Annotated in this window: 12 protein-coding genes; 5 read left to right on the top strand and 7 right to left on the bottom strand. The window is 31.4% G+C overall.

Annotated elements, in window-relative coordinates; translation table 11 throughout:
• Positions 1-75 precede the first annotated feature (75 nt).
• The 4 genes from purU to NH26_RS03485 form a co-directional block, all read right to left on the bottom strand.
• Entirely contained in the window at positions 76-936 is an 861-nt protein-coding gene (gene purU / locus NH26_RS03470; protein WP_044225358.1) for a formyltetrahydrofolate deformylase, read from the bottom strand.
• 1 nt (position 937) lies between these two features.
• The gene (locus tag NH26_RS03475; protein ID WP_044225355.1) at positions 938-2,455 is read right to left on the bottom strand and encodes a GH3 auxin-responsive promoter family protein; all 1,518 of its coding nucleotides are present in this window, start codon (positions 2,453-2,455) and stop codon (positions 938-940) included.
• A gap of 105 nt (positions 2,456-2,560) precedes the next feature.
• Positions 2,561-3,301, bottom strand: coding sequence for an LPS export ABC transporter ATP-binding protein (gene lptB, locus NH26_RS03480; RefSeq protein WP_044225352.1), 741 nt, complete (start codon positions 3,299-3,301; stop codon positions 2,561-2,563).
• A gap of 130 nt (positions 3,302-3,431) precedes the next feature.
• Entirely contained in the window at positions 3,432-4,325 is an 894-nt protein-coding gene (locus tag NH26_RS03485; RefSeq protein WP_044225350.1) for a hypothetical protein, read from the bottom strand.
• Between the two features lie 164 nt (positions 4,326-4,489).
• Between NH26_RS03485 and NH26_RS03490 the strand changes: the two genes are divergently transcribed.
• Positions 4,490-4,867: a TraR/DksA family transcriptional regulator gene (locus NH26_RS03490; protein ID WP_044225346.1), complete on the top strand. Its 378-nt coding sequence runs from the start codon at positions 4,490-4,492 to the stop codon at positions 4,865-4,867.
• A gap of 56 nt (positions 4,868-4,923) precedes the next feature.
• The gene (gene scpB / locus NH26_RS03495) at positions 4,924-5,511 is read left to right on the top strand and encodes an SMC-Scp complex subunit ScpB (RefSeq protein WP_044225344.1); all 588 of its coding nucleotides are present in this window, start codon (positions 4,924-4,926) and stop codon (positions 5,509-5,511) included.
• A 41-nt stretch (positions 5,512-5,552) separates the two neighbouring features.
• Here the strand turns inward: scpB and NH26_RS03500 are convergent, their stop codons facing one another.
• Genes NH26_RS03500 through NH26_RS03510 form a run of 3 tightly spaced genes read right to left on the bottom strand, consistent with a single transcriptional unit; the run spans position 5,553 to position 9,875 of the window.
• Positions 5,553-6,215 (bottom strand): bifunctional nuclease family protein, encoded by a 663-nt coding sequence (locus NH26_RS03500; protein WP_044225340.1) that lies wholly within the window; start codon positions 6,213-6,215, stop codon positions 5,553-5,555.
• Positions 6,216-6,265: 50 nt separating this feature from the next.
• Positions 6,266-7,438: an NTP transferase domain-containing protein gene (locus NH26_RS24980; protein WP_052432102.1), complete on the bottom strand. Its 1,173-nt coding sequence runs from the start codon at positions 7,436-7,438 to the stop codon at positions 6,266-6,268.
• Positions 7,439-7,457: 19 nt separating this feature from the next.
• Positions 7,458-9,875 carry a TonB-dependent receptor gene (locus NH26_RS03510; protein WP_084812049.1) on the bottom strand — a complete coding sequence of 806 codons (2,418 nt, stop codon included), beginning with the start codon at positions 9,873-9,875 and terminating at the stop codon, positions 7,458-7,460.
• Positions 9,876-10,076: 201 nt separating this feature from the next.
• Between NH26_RS03510 and NH26_RS03515 the strand changes: the two genes are divergently transcribed.
• The 3 genes from NH26_RS03515 to tamL all read left to right on the top strand — a co-directional run bounded on the left by NH26_RS03515 (position 10,077) and on the right by tamL (position 18,225).
• A complete protein-coding gene (locus tag NH26_RS03515) occupies positions 10,077-10,502 on the top strand; it encodes a DUF7832 domain-containing protein (RefSeq protein ID WP_044225338.1) in 426 nt (141 codons plus the stop codon).
• 96 nt (positions 10,503-10,598) lie between these two features.
• Complete coding sequence (locus NH26_RS03520) at positions 10,599-15,935, top strand: translocation/assembly module TamB domain-containing protein (RefSeq protein WP_044225336.1); 5,337 nt, start codon at positions 10,599-10,601, stop codon at positions 15,933-15,935.
• A complete protein-coding gene (gene tamL, locus NH26_RS03525) occupies positions 15,925-18,225 on the top strand; it encodes a translocation and assembly module lipoprotein TamL (protein WP_044225334.1) in 2,301 nt (766 codons plus the stop codon). The genes NH26_RS03520 and tamL overlap by 11 nt, the downstream gene beginning before the upstream one ends.
• Positions 18,226-18,554 lie beyond the last annotated feature (329 nt).

Consider the following 18,554-nt stretch of genomic DNA (forward strand, 5'->3'; position numbering starts at 1 on the left):
TTCATCGAACTCAGGTAACTAAAAAAGCCACTCGATTTATATCGAGTGGCTTTTCTATTCATAATGATTGCTTAACTAATCAAATATGATAGTCTTATTTTTGTAAGTAAGTAACTTACGATTCACATGCTTATAGAGGGCTCTAGATAAAACAATTTTTTCTAAATCTTTACCTTTACGAATCAACTCTTTAACAGTGTCTTTGTGACTGACTTTAGCAACATCCTGTTCAATTATAGGACCTGCATCAAGATCTGTAGTTACATAATGTGAGGTTGCTCCAATAATTTTCACTCCTCTTTCATGTGCTGCATGATAGGGTTTAGCTCCTACAAAAGCAGGTAAGAAGGAGTGATGTATATTGATAATTTTAGCAGGAAAAGTTTCAATAAAATTTTCTGATAGAATCTGCATATAACGAGCTAAAACAATAAAATCGATATTGTTTTCTTTCATCAATTTTATTTGTTCAGCTTCAACTTCTTCTTTATTACTTTTATTGATATCAAAATGATAAAAAGGAATATTGAACTTATCTGCTACTTTTTTTAATGTCTGATGATTACTTACAATCATTGGAATATTGACCTTCAATTCACCAGAATCAGCTCTTGATAAAATATCATATAAACAATGTGACATTTTAGTTACAAATAAGGCCATATTAGGTACTTTATCACTAAAATAAAGTTTATAGGTCATATTGTATTTTTGTGCCAACAAAGTATTGAAATAATCTTCAATTTTATCCTTAGGTATTAAAAAAGCATCTAATTCAAATTCAACCCTCATGTAAAATCTATTTTCATCACGATCAACATGTTGATCTAAATAGACAATATTCCCCTGATTTTCATGGATGAATTGAGTGGTATATGATATAATTCCCTTTTGATCGGGACAATGCATTAATAATATTGCTGTATTTGTACTCATATTATAATATTTCTATTGATGCCAATAAAGAATCTATATATTTTCTGTGATTTGCTAGACGAGGAACTTTATTTTGCCCACCTAATTTACCTCTACTTTTCATCCAATTATAAAAAGCTTTTCTCTCTAAGAAATGTACTTTTGGAGCAATTAACGCTAGATCTTTATGTCTTTTAGCATCATAATCTGAATTGACTTCTCTTAATTTATCATCAAGGGTACGAATGAAAAGTGCTCGATCATTTGGAGGATATTTAAATTCAATAGCCCACTCATGACCGCCCTTTTTACCCGATTCAAGATAAACGGGAGCAGCAGTAAAATTGCGTACCTCGGCATTAGTTGCCAATGAAGCGGATTTAATGGCCTCCTCAGCATTTTCAATAACTACTTCCTCTCCGAAGGCATTGATAAAATGTTTGGTACGACCCGATATTTTTATTCTGTATGGATATTTTGAGGTAAACCTTACAGTATCACCAATCATATATCTCCATAAACCGGCATTAGTCGTGATTAGTAAAGCATAATTTTTACCAATTTCAACATCAGCTAGTTGTACTACATTAGGATGGTCATTTTCTAATTCCTCGGTTGGAATAAATTCATAAAAAACACCATAATCCAGGAGTAATAAAAGTTCATCGTTGTTGGTGGTGTCTTGGATGCCAAAGAAACCTTCAGATGCGTTATATACATCCATAAAACTCATGTCATCTTTACCAATAAGTTTTTTGAACGTTTCTCTATAAGGACCAAATGCAACAGCACCATGAAAGAAAACCTCAAGATTAGGCCATACTTCTATTAAAGTATTCTTACCTGTTTTTTCTAATATTCTTTCAAATAATACTAGTGTCCAAGTAGGGACCCCAGCGATGTTAGTAATGTTTTTGTCAATGGTTGTGTCTGCAATTTTTTCAATCTTGCTTTCCCATTCATCCATTAAGGCAACTTCTAATTCAGGAGCTCTCATAAACTCAGCCCAAAAAGGAAGGTTTTTCATGATGATGGCAGAAACATCACCACTAATTGTACCTGAATTAAAATTGTGATTCTGATAAGTACCTCCAATACCCAGACTTTTACCAAACATCACCATAGTAGAGGCATGATTATTCATGTAAATTGTCAGTAAGTCTTTACCTGCCTTATAATGACAATCTTCAAGAGCTTCTTTAGAAACCGGAATGAATTTACTTCTAGCGTTAGTAGTACCAGAAGATTTTGAGAACTCAGATATTTTTGTCGGCCATAATATATTTTGTTCACCATTCATCATTCTTTCTATATATGGATATAAATCTTCATAGGTAGAAATGGGAACATTCTGATGATAATCTTCTAAGGATTTTATATCAGAAAAACCGTATTTTTTTCCAAATTCAGTATTTTTCGCTGTAGATAAAAGATCGTTAAAAAGTTGTTGTTGAACATCTACAGGATATTGCTTAAAATGATCAATTTGATGCATTCTTCGCTTCGTAAACCATTGTATAGCGGACGAAAGTAATTCCATACAAAACTGGGTTAGAGCATAGTTAATGTAATAACACCTTTTGGATGTGTAAAAAAAAAGGATACTCTTTATTCAAAAGAGTATCCTTAAAATAATATTATTTTTTTACTCAGAAAAATCTTTTTTCTTATACTCAGCGTATTCACCAAAGTAAGCCTTTCTTACTTCAGGATCGTTGATTAATTGATCTGGTGTTCCATCTCTAAATACAACTCCACTTTGTAAAATATAAACTCTATCTGTAATAGAAAGAGTCTCAGTTACATTGTGGTCAGTGATAAGAATACCAATATTTTTCTTTTTCAAATTGTAAACAATTCTTTGAATTTCCTCTACTGCAATTGGGTCAACGCCAGCAAAAGGTTCATCAAGAAGTACAAAACTAGGGTTAGTTGATAAAGTTCTAGCAATCTCCGTTCTTCTTCTTTCACCACCAGAAAGAGACATACCTAAGTTGTCTTTTACATGGGTTAAAGAGAATTCTTCTAAAAGATTTTGTACTCTTTTGTTTTTCTCTTCTTTAGAAATTTTTTCCATTTCTAAAGGAAGCATGATATTTTCTTCAACGGTTAATCCTCTAAATACAGAAGGTTCTTGAGCTAAATATCCAACACCCTTTTGAGCACGTCTGTACATTGGAAGTTTAGTGATATTTTCTGACTCTAGATGAATCTGACCATTGTTAGGTTTTATAAGTCCTACGATCATATAGAAACAAGTAGTTTTACCAGCTCCATTTGGTCCTAATAAACCAACAATTTCACCTTGTTCTACTTTAATAGAAACATCATTCACTACTGTACGCTTACCGTAATGCTTAATAAGGTTATCCGCTTTTAGTATCATATAATTTATAATATTTATATCATTGCTATGAAGCAATAAAGATAAGTCTTCTCTATGAATAATAACTTCAAAATTAATATAAATTTCTTCCCTTTGAAGTTACTTACAATTAGCTAACTTTTTTTAACATTCATTTTCGTGGTAGAATATCAGTAAAATAAGAATCGGAGACAATTTCGCCTGAATATGCCTCAAATTCGTTGGTGTCGATTTGATAAATACTTAGAAATTTATCTCTAGTTTCATTTAAATAAAACCATTTTTTCAAAGTACCTATCACTTTTTTAGTTTTAAAAGAATATATAAAACCGTTTTTACCGTACTCTAAATAATAGGGTTGATGATAGAATTCATAGGTATTATTTGCTTTACCTCTTAATTTGATTTCAGTATCTAAATTATCTTTTATTCTAAAGATATTCACCTTTTGGCCAACATATATTTCAGGAGTTGAATTGATGTTGTCCTTAAAGATTACCATTTCATTAAAATCAGACTGATCTAAAGTAGCTGCTTCTAATATGGAAAATTTTTCTTCATAATAATCGTCTCCTAAAGAACGTTCTTGATGATCAATGACTTGATAAGTTCTTGTTCTATAGTCTGCTAAAAATCCTATTTGAATATCATCTATAGACAGTGTAACAGGGTCGTATTTTAATTGTCTTTGTACTTTATACTTGTAGATGTTACCAAACAGTGACTTTACTTTTGGACTATGTTTTTTTAAATAGGAAGGTAATGATTTTAGGTTTTGCGATTTAATGAAGGTGTATCCGAGTGAACCTAATGCAAATAACCACCAATACTGAAATCCAGTAGTATATAAAATGATATTTGAAATAAGTAAGAGACGTCTCGTTCTTTTAAAATTCTTTGAAAATCGATCAACTTCTTTTTTTAATACTATTTTTTTTTCTTCGGGCAGAGTATTCCTTTCCTCATTAAACAGAGGATACACCTGATCTTTTCTTAAACTAGGCCAGAAGTTTTCTTGAATAAGTTTTATTGGATTGAAATTCATAATTTAATTAATTTGACTACCTAAAATTATTCAAATATTACAATAAATCAATATTAAGGGGATAAACTTTTATTAATATTTATTTTAAACTACGTTGGTATGATTTTTTCTAAATCAATTTTATTACATTTGTAGAATTACTAACCTTAACCGCTTTCAAATATATGGCAGTTGAAAAATTACGATATTCAGCTGAGGAATTAGTAGAGTTCGAAACCCTATTAAACCAAAAGCTAGAAGAAACAAACAAAGAATTAGATCACTTAAAAGCATCAATTTCAAAAGATACTAGTGGTCAAGATTCTAATCACACAGGAGGGAAAACATTGGAAGACGGTGCAGATGCCTTCGAAAAAGAACAGTTGAATCATTATGCTGCTCGAGCCATGAAATACAAACAACAAGTTGAAAAAGCGTTGATTCGTATTAAAAATGGAACTTATGGAGTATGTGTAGATTCTGGAAATTTAATTTCTAAAGAAAGATTGAGAGCTGTGCCTCATACACAACAATCAATTGAAGCGAAATTAAAAAGAAAATAATTCTAAAAGTTTAAATAGACACTTAATAGTTCAACTATTAAGTGTCATTTTTTATTATGAAAGATTCAGACATTTTAGGTAAAATCGAAGCAATGGTTTTTATTTCTGATGAACCACTTCAAGTGGATGAAATCATTGCTTTAGTTGAGGAACTTTCAGAGGGTACGATTTCTCTAAATGAAAAAGAGACTTTAAATTTCATTCAAAAACTAAAGGATAAGTTTAATGATGAATCCTATTCATTTGAACTTGTACAGAGTGGAGAGGGGTTTTGTTTTATGACAAAACAAAATTACAGTGATGTCGTCAATGCCCTATTAAAAAATAGATCGAAGAAAAGATTATCAAGATCGGCGTTAGAAACACTTTCAATTATTGCTTATCGACAACCAATTACTAAAGGAGAAATTGAAAAAATAAGGGGTGTTGGTTGCGATTATGCAATGAAAAAACTTTTGGGTAAGGAATTAATAAAAATGAAAGGTAAATCCGAAGCTATTGGTAGGCCTATGTTATATGGTACTACTGATAAATTTTTGGAGTACTTCGGAATTGCATCTTTAAAAGATTTACCATCTCCTAAAGAATTTAAAGAAGAAGATTTAGAAGATGCATCAACCGATACCAAAGAAGTAGTAAATTAAAACATATAAAAAAATCCCACTATTTGTGGGATTTTATTTTTTTAACTTCTTTTAGTGATTTCATCACGAATATTTGCGGCTTTCATGTAATCTTCGTTATCAATTGCTTTTTGTAATAAAGAATTCAATTGATCTATAGATAAATGTGTAAAACCACTTTCATTATCTTCTTCATCAACTTCAAGAGAGAGTTCTTCTTCCTCTTCCTCCATACCTTCAAAATCTTCGATTTCTAAATCGTCCTCATCATCTTCGAGGTCATCGGCATGTTCTACTTCATCTTGCTCAAGCTCTTCTACTTGAATACCTGCTTCACCCATGATATTCTCAAAGGCATAAATAGGGGCGTTAAAACGTATACCTATAGCAACAGCGTCAGAAGGTCTAGCATCTAATATAACTTCCTCACCATCAGCTGTAATGATATGTATATCAGCATAAAATACCCCTTCCTTTAAATTTGAAATTTGTATATGATTGATGCTTGCTCCAAGTTTTAATGCAAAACTTTTAAATAAATCATGGGTCATTGGTCTATTTGAAGAGATCTTTTCGATTTCTAACGCAATTGCTTGCGCTTCAAACATACCAATAATGATAGGTAGTCTTCTATTACCATGTTTTTCACCTAATACTAAGGCAAAAGAACCGTGAGAAGTATGGCTAGCTGAAAGCCCTAGTATTTCTAATCTTACTTTGTTCAAGACTTCTATTTTAAATTATTAGTACAAAACTAAAAATTATCAGCAAAAAATTAAATTGAATTTTGTTGACTTAGTTGTTTTATGGCAATATCTAATTCATCCATAGTATCAACTTCACTTAAAGTGTGATCTGATAATGGTTCGATTAATTTTATATTGGCATCTTCTAAAACGTCTCTTAATGAATTTTTTCCAAAAGCTAAAGATTGTAATAATCTTAGATATGCTCTAGGTTCCCAAATACCTAAAAGGGGTTGTGGGGAGCCTGTATCTTTGGATTTGTATAATGTGGCTATTTTAGACGGGTCTCTTTGTTGAATTAAATGCATGATCGTTTTATCATCAACAAAAGGGAGGTCAATAGCAACTGTCATCCATGCGCAGTTAGGGTTTTGCCTAAATGCAGATAATAATGCCCCGAATGGACCAAGATCTATAAAAGAGTCGGGTAATAGGTCAGCCTGATCTGAAAATTCTTTTAACTGTTGTGGTCGACAAGACATAAAAGCTTTCATTGTATATTTAGTAAGGATCTCTTTCATATGAAATCTTTGTTCCTTACCGTGATAATTAATTCTGGCTTTATCTTTACCGCCCATACGCTTTGAACGTCCCCCTGCCAATAAAAGTCCATTAATATTTCCTGTATCTGCCTTTAATGTTATTTCAATAAATTGAGCAACAGCATGAATATTATTAATATCAAATATTGGTTTGTGTTCTAAATTATGAATTCTTTCATAAAGAATAGGAGGGATATCATCTTTAGTGGCATCATCTGCTAAAACAACGCAAAGCACATTACTCAACCTATTAATTTTTCTATGTAATGTAGGCGTTTTGTCTTTATCAATGATAAGAATTTGCTTTGATGCCTTAAAGTGGTTACCATTAATAAACGCAGCATCAATATCATTTAATAAAACATGACGCTCAGGTACACTAAATGCTTTTCTGAAATCTGCTCTAGAAAATGTTATCTTATCTATAATTTCTACTCTTGCTTTATGTGATAATGCTTTGGAAGAATCAATTCCTAATTCTTTCTCCATTTCAGAACTTTGATGGTCACAATCGATATAACCAAGATTCCAATTATCTGAAAGGTTCTCTATTAATCTAAAAACAAGTTCTTTAACCTTCCCTGGAGATGTTCCAAGGAATGCAATTTCTGTTCTGCAAAATCTTCCCACTTTGGGTCTCACTAAATCACTCTCTTGCATAATCTTGTTATTTCTTTCTCTAAAGTTGCAAAATCATTTTTACATTGAAAAATCTTTGAGATAAAGTATTTGGAACAGCGTACTGTTTTCCATCATATGTCTTCACCCATGTATGTGAAATGACATTATTATTACCTAAAACATTCAATATTTCTAGTCCTATTTGAAGGTTTTTCATAAACTCTTCACTAGGATTTTCTGACTTTTTATTTAACGCTATAATTTTATTGAACCCTAAATCTAATCGCATATACTCGTTTCCACCGCTAAAAGCATTTCTATATTCGGGTTGATCTGGAGGGCCAAAAGGTAAACCAGATCCGAACATAAACCTTAAATTCATCCTCATTGTAGGATTATTGGGTAAATGATCTTGGAAAAACATGGCTAAAGTTACTCTTTGATCTGTTGGTCTTCGAATATATCCTCTAGGATCTCCTTCAATTTTTTCTTTTGTAGACATCACGCTCAAAGCAACCCATGATTGAGTACCTGGAATAAACTCACCACTAATTCGAGTATCTATACCCATAGCGTAAGCAACCCCTTCATTTTCTCCTGAATATCTAATTCGAATATTGTCTACATTGTATGGAACAACATTCCAAAGGTGTTTGTAATAAACTTCTGAAATCAACTTAAATGGGCGACCCCACTGTTCAAAATTATAATTTAAACCACCTATAAAGTGCATTGAACCTTGTGCTTTCAAATCCAAATTTAAAGTACCATCAGGCTTACGCATTTCTCTGTAAAAAGGAGGTTGATAATACACGCCAGTAGCGAAGTTAAAGACAATATCTTTTTCCCACTCAGGTTTAAATGAATACTGTAAACGAGGGGAGATGTTGAGTTCATTATTGATAGTCCAATACGTTCCTCTTACTCCTAAAGTCATTTTATGTTTATCATTAGGAGAAAGATAAGTTGTTTGATAATATCCAGAATAACGTTGTGAATTAAGAGTGTTAGTAGCATCTAATACATTAGATACATCGATCACATAGTCAGCTGAATCTTGGAATTGATATTCTGACAATTGATCATTGATATCCTCAACTTTCAATTGTACACCAAATTCAGAATACAAATGATCATTGTGATCCCATTCATTACGATTTTCAATAATAAATATATTCGCTTTCAGCGTATTTCTAGAGTATTGATAACCTCCGCCTATACCAAGTTCTGTAGAACAATCGTTGATGCTATTGAAATCTTGTGTATCACATATTCTATAGGCATTTTCTAAATTGCTTCTTTCGCGTTCTTGTGTAACTAATGCTGAGGTAATAATATTTGAAGTGAATTTTTTATTGAAGTGATGAATCAATTTTAACCCTCCTTGGAAAGTGTCATAATCTAATTGTTCTTTACCTTCAAAAGCAATAGTCAAATTACTTACACCTTCTCCAGTTTGAAAATTAGATGATCTAGTAGATGGAAAAACACTGTATCTATTTGAAGCATAAGATAGAATAGCATCCAAATAAGTTTTTCCTTTTTTTCCTTTACCTGATAAATCAAAACTTAAATAAGATTGAAAATCACCAAACCTCGGTCTATATTCTCCCTCAGTTTGTAAAGTATTTAATAAATATTCTGTTGATTTATATCGAGCACTAGCAATAGCGGTATGTTTTTTATTTTTTGAAGCACCACCCACTGTTAAACTACCTCCAAGTAGAGACGCTTCTAAAGTACCTTCAAAACTTAATGGTTTCTTGTAGGCAATATTCAATGTACTTGAAAGTTTATCACCATATTTAGTTTCCCATCCACCAGAAGAAAATTCAATATTATCTACCATACGAGAATTGACAAAGCTCAAACCTTCTTGTTGGCCAGCTCTTGCAATAAAAGGTCTATAGATCTCAATATTATTTACATAAACTAAGTTCTCATCGAAACTACCACCTCTTACAGAATAATCAGAAGATAGTTCATTGTTGGAAGCAATTCCCAATGCACCACTTGCAACTAATTGTTGTGTAAATTCACCAAATCCAACGGGAATTTCTTGTAGGTCTTCACCTTTTACATAAATTGAACCTGCTTTTGTTCTTGTTTCTTCTTCTTTTGTACCAGTGATTTTTACTTCATCTAGCTCAAATATCTGCTTGTAAAGTTTAATATCTAAAGTTTTTATCTCCCCTTTATATAGTTTTATCTGAAATGCTCTAGGTGAAAAATTAGGGTGATTAAAAAATATAGTAGTTAAAGAATCAGAATTTAATTCAAGAATATAGGCTCCCTCATCATTAGTGATATAAAAGTTACTTTGATCTGTTCCTGCCTGAACCATAGCCGCAGGGATAGGTTGACCTATCGAATCTAAGACAACACCTCTTAATGTTGCATTTTGTGCTAATGTATCTTGATTACTTAAACAGGTTAATGTCAGTATAAAAAATGATAGAAATGTAAGAGTTCTCAATTTTATGTAGTTATGAACAAATTAATATATACTCAAGGTAATTTATTCTACACCTCAAATCCTACTTAAATTTAATAATTTTGAAATCTTTTTGCATCTTACAAAAAAAAAAGTGTACAATTGGGAATAGTAAAACGATTACTATGTCTAGATGCATACTATTGTTATCGCAAATATCTACTGATTAACTACTATAAAGCTATGAATACAACTGTAATTGATAATGTGAGAAATTATTTTGGTAAAGAGTATCCTGAAGATATTTCTTTAGATCAAGCATATTTACATATAGGACATTTCTTTGGATGGATTATTCTTAATGATCACTACAGCGAAGAATATGAAGACGATTTTGGTACTCAAATTTTACACTTTTCAAGAAAAGATATTACACCTATTATTCTAGCAGAAACTTTAGATGGGGTACTAGATATTGATTTATTTAACGAAGAAATACAGCCATTTATTTTAGACTATTATTGCTCTGGGGATTACCTAAATGATTACAAAGATGCTCTAATGAAAGAACATGAATCTATGTTCCATATTCATGATAATTGGGATAACTTTAAGATCGTGAGTGATTTATTAAGTCAAAGGCTTAATGCTTGGAAAAATAAAAAATAAATCATTTGATATTAATCTGCTTAATTCTCGTAATAAAACATAAAAATCTTTAATTTTAATTTTGGTCACACCACAACTAAATTGAAATAACCGAGAATGAAAGGATCTCTCAAACGTCTTTTCTTTGGAATCCTAGTTTTATTTATCTTACTATTAGGTTTTATCTACGGCATATTAAGAGTGCCTTATGTTCAAAACTATGTAGTAGACAAAGCAACTAAGTATCTATCTGACAAAACAAACAGTGAAGTTAAAATAGGGTATATAGCCTTAAACTTTCCGAAATCATTAGTACTCGAAGATATTCTCCTTAAAAACCCTAATGGAGATGACTTTATATCTATTCAAGACATTGAAATTGATGTAGACGCTGAAACAATTTCATTAGAGAAAATTGTTCTCGACAAATTTGCTGTCAACAATTTAGAAACTCATGTTAGTGTGAACGCTAAAGGTGAATTCAATTTCGATTACCTAATCAATGCATTTGCTTCAGATGAAGAGGTTGAAGTAGAAGAAGATACAACTACTTCAATTATTCCACCAATCATATTAAATGATATAGATTTAAGAGATATTTATATCACTTATATTGATAGCGTTTTAAACTTAAGTACGAAGTTAAAGTTAGGTAGACTTTATACTGTAATCCCAGAGATAAACCTAAATACAGGGGAATATAACATAAGTAATGTTTTACTTGAAAATAGTGAAATTGATTATCTTCAATTTGGTGAAATGCCTGTTTCAGAAGAAGATACAACTGCAACATCATCTACAGATTTCAAACTATTACTTTCAAAATTAGATATTAAAAACGTTGATCTTACTTATGATGATCGCGTAAGTCCTCAAAAGGCAGTTGTGCATATAGGACATTGGAGTGTATTACAACACACGTTTGACCTTAACAAACAAAAAATAGCTTTAGCTAGTATAAATCTTGACCATTCTAAAATAGAGTATCAAATGACATCTGATACTACTATTGTTACTCCACCATCAAAAGTTTTGCCTTTAGAACCACTGACAAGTTTAGGTATTGATTGGGATGTGCAAATTCAAGATATCAGTATAAATGATTTTAACCTGAAATATGATGATCAATTATATACTCCTGTGAAAGGCTTAGATCCAAATCATATTCAATTATCAAACTGTAATCTACGTACACATGACATTAAAGTAAATGATCAACAGATTTACATAGATCTAGATCATTTTGATATGAAGGAGAAGTCAGGTTTACATGTAAGAAGTTTATCGACATATTTAGATGTACAACCTCAAGAATTAAATGTCAAAGAACTACTTGTCGAGATGAACAATAGTTTTTTATTAAATGACTTAAAATTAAACTTCACAAACCTTTATCAAATCGGAGATTATATTGATGATTTACAATTTGAAAACCATTTAAAGAGATCCCATATATCTTTCGTTGATGCTTTAATTTTTGATCCAAATTTAAAACAAGATTCTGCTGTTTCGCCTTATTTAACTTCTACAGTAGATGGAAGTATGATTGTAAAAGGATCAACCAAACAAATGAGAATTTCTAAAGGTAAATTAAATTCAAATTTAGGATTAGTTACTGACTATGATATTGAATTAAGAGATGTAATGTCTGATGATTCATTATATTTTGATATCAAAATTGATTCTTTGAATTTCAATACCCAACCTCTATTAAGTATCAATTTAGAAGATAGTATAAGAAATGCATTTGATATCCCTCCTCATATTCTAGGTGACATAAAACTTAAGGGCAAAATAGATGATCTAGAAGGAGACATGAACCTTAATTTAGATAATTATGGTGCTTTTGATTTGCAATTTTTGTTGCTAAATGATGATGAATATAAAATAACTACAAACACTCGAAAGTTAGCTGTTGGTCAAATATTGAAAGACAGTACGATTGGAGATGTGAGTACTTACTTAACGGCAGTGGGGAAAGGGTTCGATCCTGAAGATGACTTAAAAGCCTTAATTACTTTTAATTTAAAAGAAGCGGTCTATAATAATTATGATTACGGAGGGTTAAAAGCAAACCTAGATATAGATAGAATGTCTGTAAAATGGGATGCAAAAACAAAAGGTGAAGGTGCTCAATTTGTATTGAATGGATATGTTGATATGAATCAAGAAATCCCTCTAGCAGATATTCATGGTAACATCGACCATCTCGACTTCTATAAATTAAACTTGTATTCTGATACTTTAACCATAGGTATGGAAATTGATTCCGATACCAAAGGTTTTGATATAAAGGATTTAAACTCAACTCTAGCGTTAAACGATTTCTACATTTATGATGGTAAAGAGACCTATGAGTTTAAACAAATAAAGCTACATGCAGAATTAGATTCTACTCATATTGCGGGTCGTTTATCAGCTCCATATATGGAAGGTGCTGTAAATTCAGACTTACCATTGGATTCTTTGACGGATGTTTTAGGAAGATATTTTTCTCAATATATATCGTCAAGAGAAATGATAGGAGCACTTCCTCCATCAAAAGGAAAAATGAATGGTTATTTAAAATTAAGTGATAGTGAATTATTGACAAATGGTATTATTGAAGGATTGGATTCATTAGTACTTAGCAAATGTGATTTTAATTTTGATGCCGCTACGAATACATTCGATTTTGATGTATTATTACCTAGAATTACCTATTCAGATATAGATATTGATTCTACTTATTTGTCACTTCATGCAGATGGTACAGTCTTTAAATATGGCACTGGGTTCAATAGGTTGAGGTATATAGGTTATGAAGACTATGCTTTACATCATTGGAGTTTATCAGGCGAAGCAAAAGACAATGATCTAACGTTTATAACGGAGGGTAAATCAGAAGATTTACAAAAACAGTGGCTTTGGGCTGGTGGAGAACTCAGCCTAGATAGTACAACTTATAAATTTAGTCTAGCAGATCATCTAGTAGTTAATGCAATGGATTGGAAGGTAGATAAGGATAATTATATTCTCTCAGATGGAGGGTTACCTTTTATTAATAATTTGAGATTAAAGCAAGAAAACCAAGAAATCAATTTTTATAGCTCTCAATACGACAAACAAGACACCGTTTATAAATTTGAAATCAAAGATTATTCTTTAGATAACTTGACTTACAATAACACGAATGATACTTCTCTTATTAATGGTTTGATTAATATGGATGTAGAAATCGGTGATATTTCTGAAGGAGGGAAGTTACATTCAACTTTAACTGTTGATAAATTTGGCATATTCAATAATATAATTGCAAGTTTAAAGAATACAGCAACCAATACATCAAACATAAATATCTATGAAAACCATACTATAATTGATGGTCCAATAGGTAACATGACCGCTGATGCTACTTTTAATATGGTTGATACTTTAGCTCCATTAGATTTGTCTATGCAAATAGATAGTCTTCTGATAAAACCTTTTGAAAAGCTTTCTATGGGTTATTTATCCAATTTATCAGGTGGTTTTAGTGGTAATATGAAAGTAAGAGCGGGAGGCTCGAATCCTCTTTTCGTAAGAGGTAAACTAAACATGAATCATCCTACTTTTAAAGTAGATATGATCAATTTAACCTTATTTGGTTTAGACGGTTCAGCTACGTTTGGTGATAAGGGGATTACCTTTAATCAATTTGGTTTCATGGATAAACATGAACATTTAGCTTTACTTGGAGGTAGTATTAAAACGGAAGATTATACATCAATGGATTTTGATCTTAAGTTTTCAGCTGATGATATCGTTTTGATGAATTCAACATCACAAGACAATCCTGAATACTTTGGAAAGTTGATTATTGGTAATATTACAACAATTAAAGGGCCTATTGATCATTTAATTATTGATTCAGATATTCGAATATCAAGAGGTACAGATTTGACCTATGTTTACATAGATGGTGGTTTAGGTGATGTGGATACCGGGGACGATATAATTGAATTTATTGAGGAATCTGATACTACTAAAATCAAAAAGAAGTCTGATAACTATGAGTTAAGTGCAAAAATAAATATTGATGATAAATCATCTTTTAGAGTCGTCATAGACCCTAGAGCAGGAGATGCTTTAACTTTAGTTGGTGGTGGTACATTAAACCTGAGAATGGACGCTGGAGGAGATTTAGTAATGTCAGGTCAATATGAAGTAACTAAGGGTGATTATAGCATGACTTTTTATCAATTAATGAATAAACAGTTACTTCTAGAAAAAGGAAGTTCGGTATTATGGACCGGCGATCCTTATAACCCTCAAGCTGACATGACAGCCATCTATGAAATAGGAACTTCACCGTATCCATTAGTGGCCAATCAAATTAGTCAATCTGAATCGAATAAATATAAGTCTAAAAGAGATTTTAAGGTATATATGAATATGAGAGGAGATGTGATTACACCAGAACTCTCATTTAAATTAGAATATCCAGAAGGAAGTCAAGGAGGTGATAAAATTGAATCAGCAGTGGAAAACCTCAATCAAGATGAATCACAATTAAATAAACAGGTATTCGCCTTGTTAATTTTAGGAACTTTCTTAAATGATGCAGGTGGTGATGGTGGTTCTACAACGGATATGGTCGCTGGTTCTGTCAGCTCTATTATTAGTCAGCAATTGAATAATGTGACAAATAACTTAACGAATGGTTTTGTTGATGTAAACTTTGATGTAGATTCTTATTCCCAAAATAATAATGGAGGAGGTTCTTCTAATAGAACTGATGTAGGTGTAACATTAAAGAAAACTTTATTCAATGATCGATTGAGTGTTTCTGTAGGAGGTAAAGTAGCTGTAAATGGAAATGAAGCACAAAATAGTTCTAATACTTTTAATACGGACTTCTTATTAGAATATAATCTTCTAACTGATGGTACACTTAAAAATCGATTATTCAGAACTGTTGATCCACAATATTTCACACCAGATGTTTTTAAGACAGGTGTTTCAATAGTATTTACAAAAGATTATAATCAAGGAAGAGAGTTATTTATAAGAAACCTGGATAAGAAGAAAGATATTAGAAAAAGAATGGGTATGATCAAAAGGTCTAATACTAGTGGTGGTATGATGAGTGCTTCTGATTCAACTCAATCAAATGGCATGCAGCCTTCTAATACTGATTCAACAAGTAATAGAAGTATGCAAGAGGCGGAAGTAGACTCTACTAATAATGCAGGTATGAAACCGGCATCAACAACTGATTCAACCTCTTCTAATAGTACAATGAATCCAGCAAAAGTAGATAGTACAAATGTAGAAATGGATGTAAAAGGAGACTCAATTCAACAATCATCAACTCTTCCCGTACAAAATGATTCTACATCTAACGAACCTAAAAAGTCAACCTCTTTTATAAAAGACTTCACTCCGTTCTACCATAGAACCAAAAACATTTTATTAGCAAGTAATGAAAATTAATAAGTACATATATATTCTTGGTATTACTTTTATTTTCTTCGGATGTAGCATAACAAAATATATCGAAGAGGATAGAAGTATTTATACAGGAGCGATAATCAAATATGATACTCCTGACAGTATTAAGGTGGATGATGATTTAAAATATGATCTATCTGAGAATCTTAGTATTAGTCCTAATAAAAAAACATCTTCATGGTTTTATTATAAAGCCCAAAATGCTAAAAGACCAAAAGGATTGAAAAAACGTTTGAACAATACATTTGGAGAAAAACCAGTGTATTATGATGAGAACGTTTCTAAAAAAACAGTTGAATTATTAACGTCAACTCTTAATAATAATGGCTTCTTTGATTCAAAAGTAAAGTATCATAAAAAATATGACTCAGCGGCTAAATCTATGTCAGTAGATTATTTAGTTGTTGTCAAAGAGAAACCGTATGTTTTAGATAGTATTCATTGGGATTTAGAAGAAGAAAATCCATTCAATAATAGAATAGAAAAACTCAGAAATCTTTCTGTTCTAAAATCTGGAAATAGATATTCTTTAAAAGCATTTAGAGAAGAAAGAATAAGATTAAATAACGCATTAAAAGATAGTGGCTACTATTTCTTTAGTTCTAATTATTTAATGTTTGATTTAGATTCTGCAAATAGAGATAGAACTATTAATGTCTATGCTAATTTTAAAGAAATGCCACCCAAAGTGACAAGACAATATGAAATTGATTCAGTAGTATTACAGCCCGATTTTGATTTGGATGGTTTAAATGTATCGAAAAGGAATCATAAAAAAGTCGATATAGATTCAGGTATTGTTTATTTTGGAGATCCCGTAAACCTTAAACCAAGAATACTTGATGAGACATTGCAATTAAGATCAGGTGAGAAATACTCAAGACATGATCACCAAGCTTCATTAAAGCAATTCTCTGGTCTAGGTGTCTTCAAATATGTGAATATGGAGTTCGAACCTAAAGAAACAGTTGATCCATATAATGGGAAGATGAATGTAAATGCTAAAATGTCTCAGGTTACTCTTCATTCTGTTTCTACTGAACTTTCTATGTCAACATGGTCTACTGGGTATACAGGACCGGAATTAGACTTTACATGGAAAAATAGAAATACTTTTGGAGGAGCGGAAAAACTATCATTCACTTTATTTACAGGGGTACAAAAACAATTTGGTGGTAATTCTAATGGAGTAGATGTCATCTTTTGGTATGGTTTCGATACAAAACTATCAATACCCAGAGTTATTGCTCCTTTTGATGTTCGACCTGGTGGTGATTTTTATATTCCTTATACCAATTTTGGTTTAGGTTTTAAACGTTATCATTTCTTTCCTTCATATACCCTAAATTACTTTAATACAAGCTATGGTTTTGATTGGAGAACAAATGAAGAAATTAGACATACATTAAATCCAGTTTCAATAAGTTATCAAGCAACTGGTTCGACAGATGGAAAAGATATTGGTGAAGTATTTCCTTCACTAAAAGAATCATTTCAAAATCAGTTTATTTTAGGGTCAAATTATACTTTTGAATATGCTCCAATTTGGGATAAAAAATTAAAGAATAGTAGTTTTTATTATAAAGGTAATGTGGATATTTCTGGTAACCTTTGGTATGCTATAATGCAAGGTACTGGCCAAGAAAAAGATCCTGTTGATAATCAATATAAGATTCTTGGAAATCCATTTTCTCAATATGTCAAACTAACCAATGATTTTAGATATTACTTTAAAACAACTAAACGAGGAGAAATGGCTACAAGGTTTGTTATAGGCTACTCAAAACCTTGGGGTAATTCAAGTACTTTACCTTTTATTAAACAGTATTTTGTTGGTGGTCCTAACTCTATCAGAGCATTTAGATCACGATCTTTAGGACCTGGTAGTTTCTATGATCCGGATGGTATAAATACAGCGGGTTCTTTTGGAAACTCAGGAGGTGATATTAAAATTGAAGGTAGTTTTGAATACCGTTATGATTTACATCAATATTTAAAGCTAGCCGCCTTTTTTGATTATGGTAATGTTTGGTTAGCATCAGCAGATCCAGAAAGACCAGGAGGTGAATTTGCCCTTGGAAAAGTAATAGAAGAAATGGCGTATGGTGCCGGAGTTGGTGTAAGAGTCGATGTGCAGTTTTTTGTGATCCGTCTTGATTTTGCCATTCCTTTAAGAGTGCCATATACCCCAGATGATGGAGATAAATGGGTAATCAAAAAGCCGTCATTTAATCAATTAGTTTTCAATCTAGCTATTGGATATCCTTTTTAGCACGACATCTACATCCATTTTTTATAGTAATAAGTACTGCAATCGGGTATACAAACAAAAAAATTGTTTAAAATCGGATATTTCCTATCAAGAATTGCTTTAAAAAAGTACTATTTCTAATTACGTTCATTAAATTGTGTTGAGGTAATTAGTCTTATCTAATACTAATTTGACGATTAAAAGTTGAATTAGTTCTGTACTTCTTATTTTTGATTAAGTTTAAAAATAATAGATCAATGATCTCATTCAAATAAGTTGGATATTACGGAGTAAAAGAGAATAGATATGACATCTTATAGTTTATTTGGTATAACAACTAATGACGCTTA

Origin of the sequence: Flammeovirga pacifica, assembly GCF_000807855.2 — a bacterium.
Lineage (GTDB): Bacteria > Bacteroidota > Bacteroidia > Cytophagales > Flammeovirgaceae > Flammeovirga > Flammeovirga pacifica.

What these genes read in the sequence shown, in the direction of transcription:
- purU (WP_044225358.1), bottom strand. Translation starts at nt 936, where the DNA reads ATGAGTACAAATACAGCAATATTATTAATGCATTGTCCCGATCAAAAG.
- NH26_RS03475 (WP_044225355.1), bottom strand. Translation starts at nt 2,455, where the DNA reads ATGGAATTACTTTCGTCCGCTATACAATGGTTTACGAAGCGAAGAATG.
- lptB (WP_044225352.1), bottom strand. Translation starts at nt 3,301, where the DNA reads ATGATACTAAAAGCGGATAACCTTATTAAGCATTACGGTAAGCGTACA.
- NH26_RS03485 (WP_044225350.1), bottom strand. Translation starts at nt 4,325, where the DNA reads ATGAATTTCAATCCAATAAAACTTATTCAAGAAAACTTCTGGCCTAGT.
- NH26_RS03490 (WP_044225346.1), top strand. Translation starts at nt 4,490, where the DNA reads ATGGCAGTTGAAAAATTACGATATTCAGCTGAGGAATTAGTAGAGTTC.
- scpB (WP_044225344.1), top strand. Translation starts at nt 4,924, where the DNA reads ATGAAAGATTCAGACATTTTAGGTAAAATCGAAGCAATGGTTTTTATT.
- NH26_RS24980 (WP_052432102.1), bottom strand. Translation starts at nt 7,438, where the DNA reads ATGCAAGAGAGTGATTTAGTGAGACCCAAAGTGGGAAGATTTTGCAGA.
- NH26_RS03515 (WP_044225338.1), top strand. Translation starts at nt 10,077, where the DNA reads ATGAATACAACTGTAATTGATAATGTGAGAAATTATTTTGGTAAAGAG.
- NH26_RS03520 (WP_044225336.1), top strand. Translation starts at nt 10,599, where the DNA reads ATGAAAGGATCTCTCAAACGTCTTTTCTTTGGAATCCTAGTTTTATTT.
- tamL (WP_044225334.1), top strand. Translation starts at nt 15,925, where the DNA reads ATGAAAATTAATAAGTACATATATATTCTTGGTATTACTTTTATTTTC.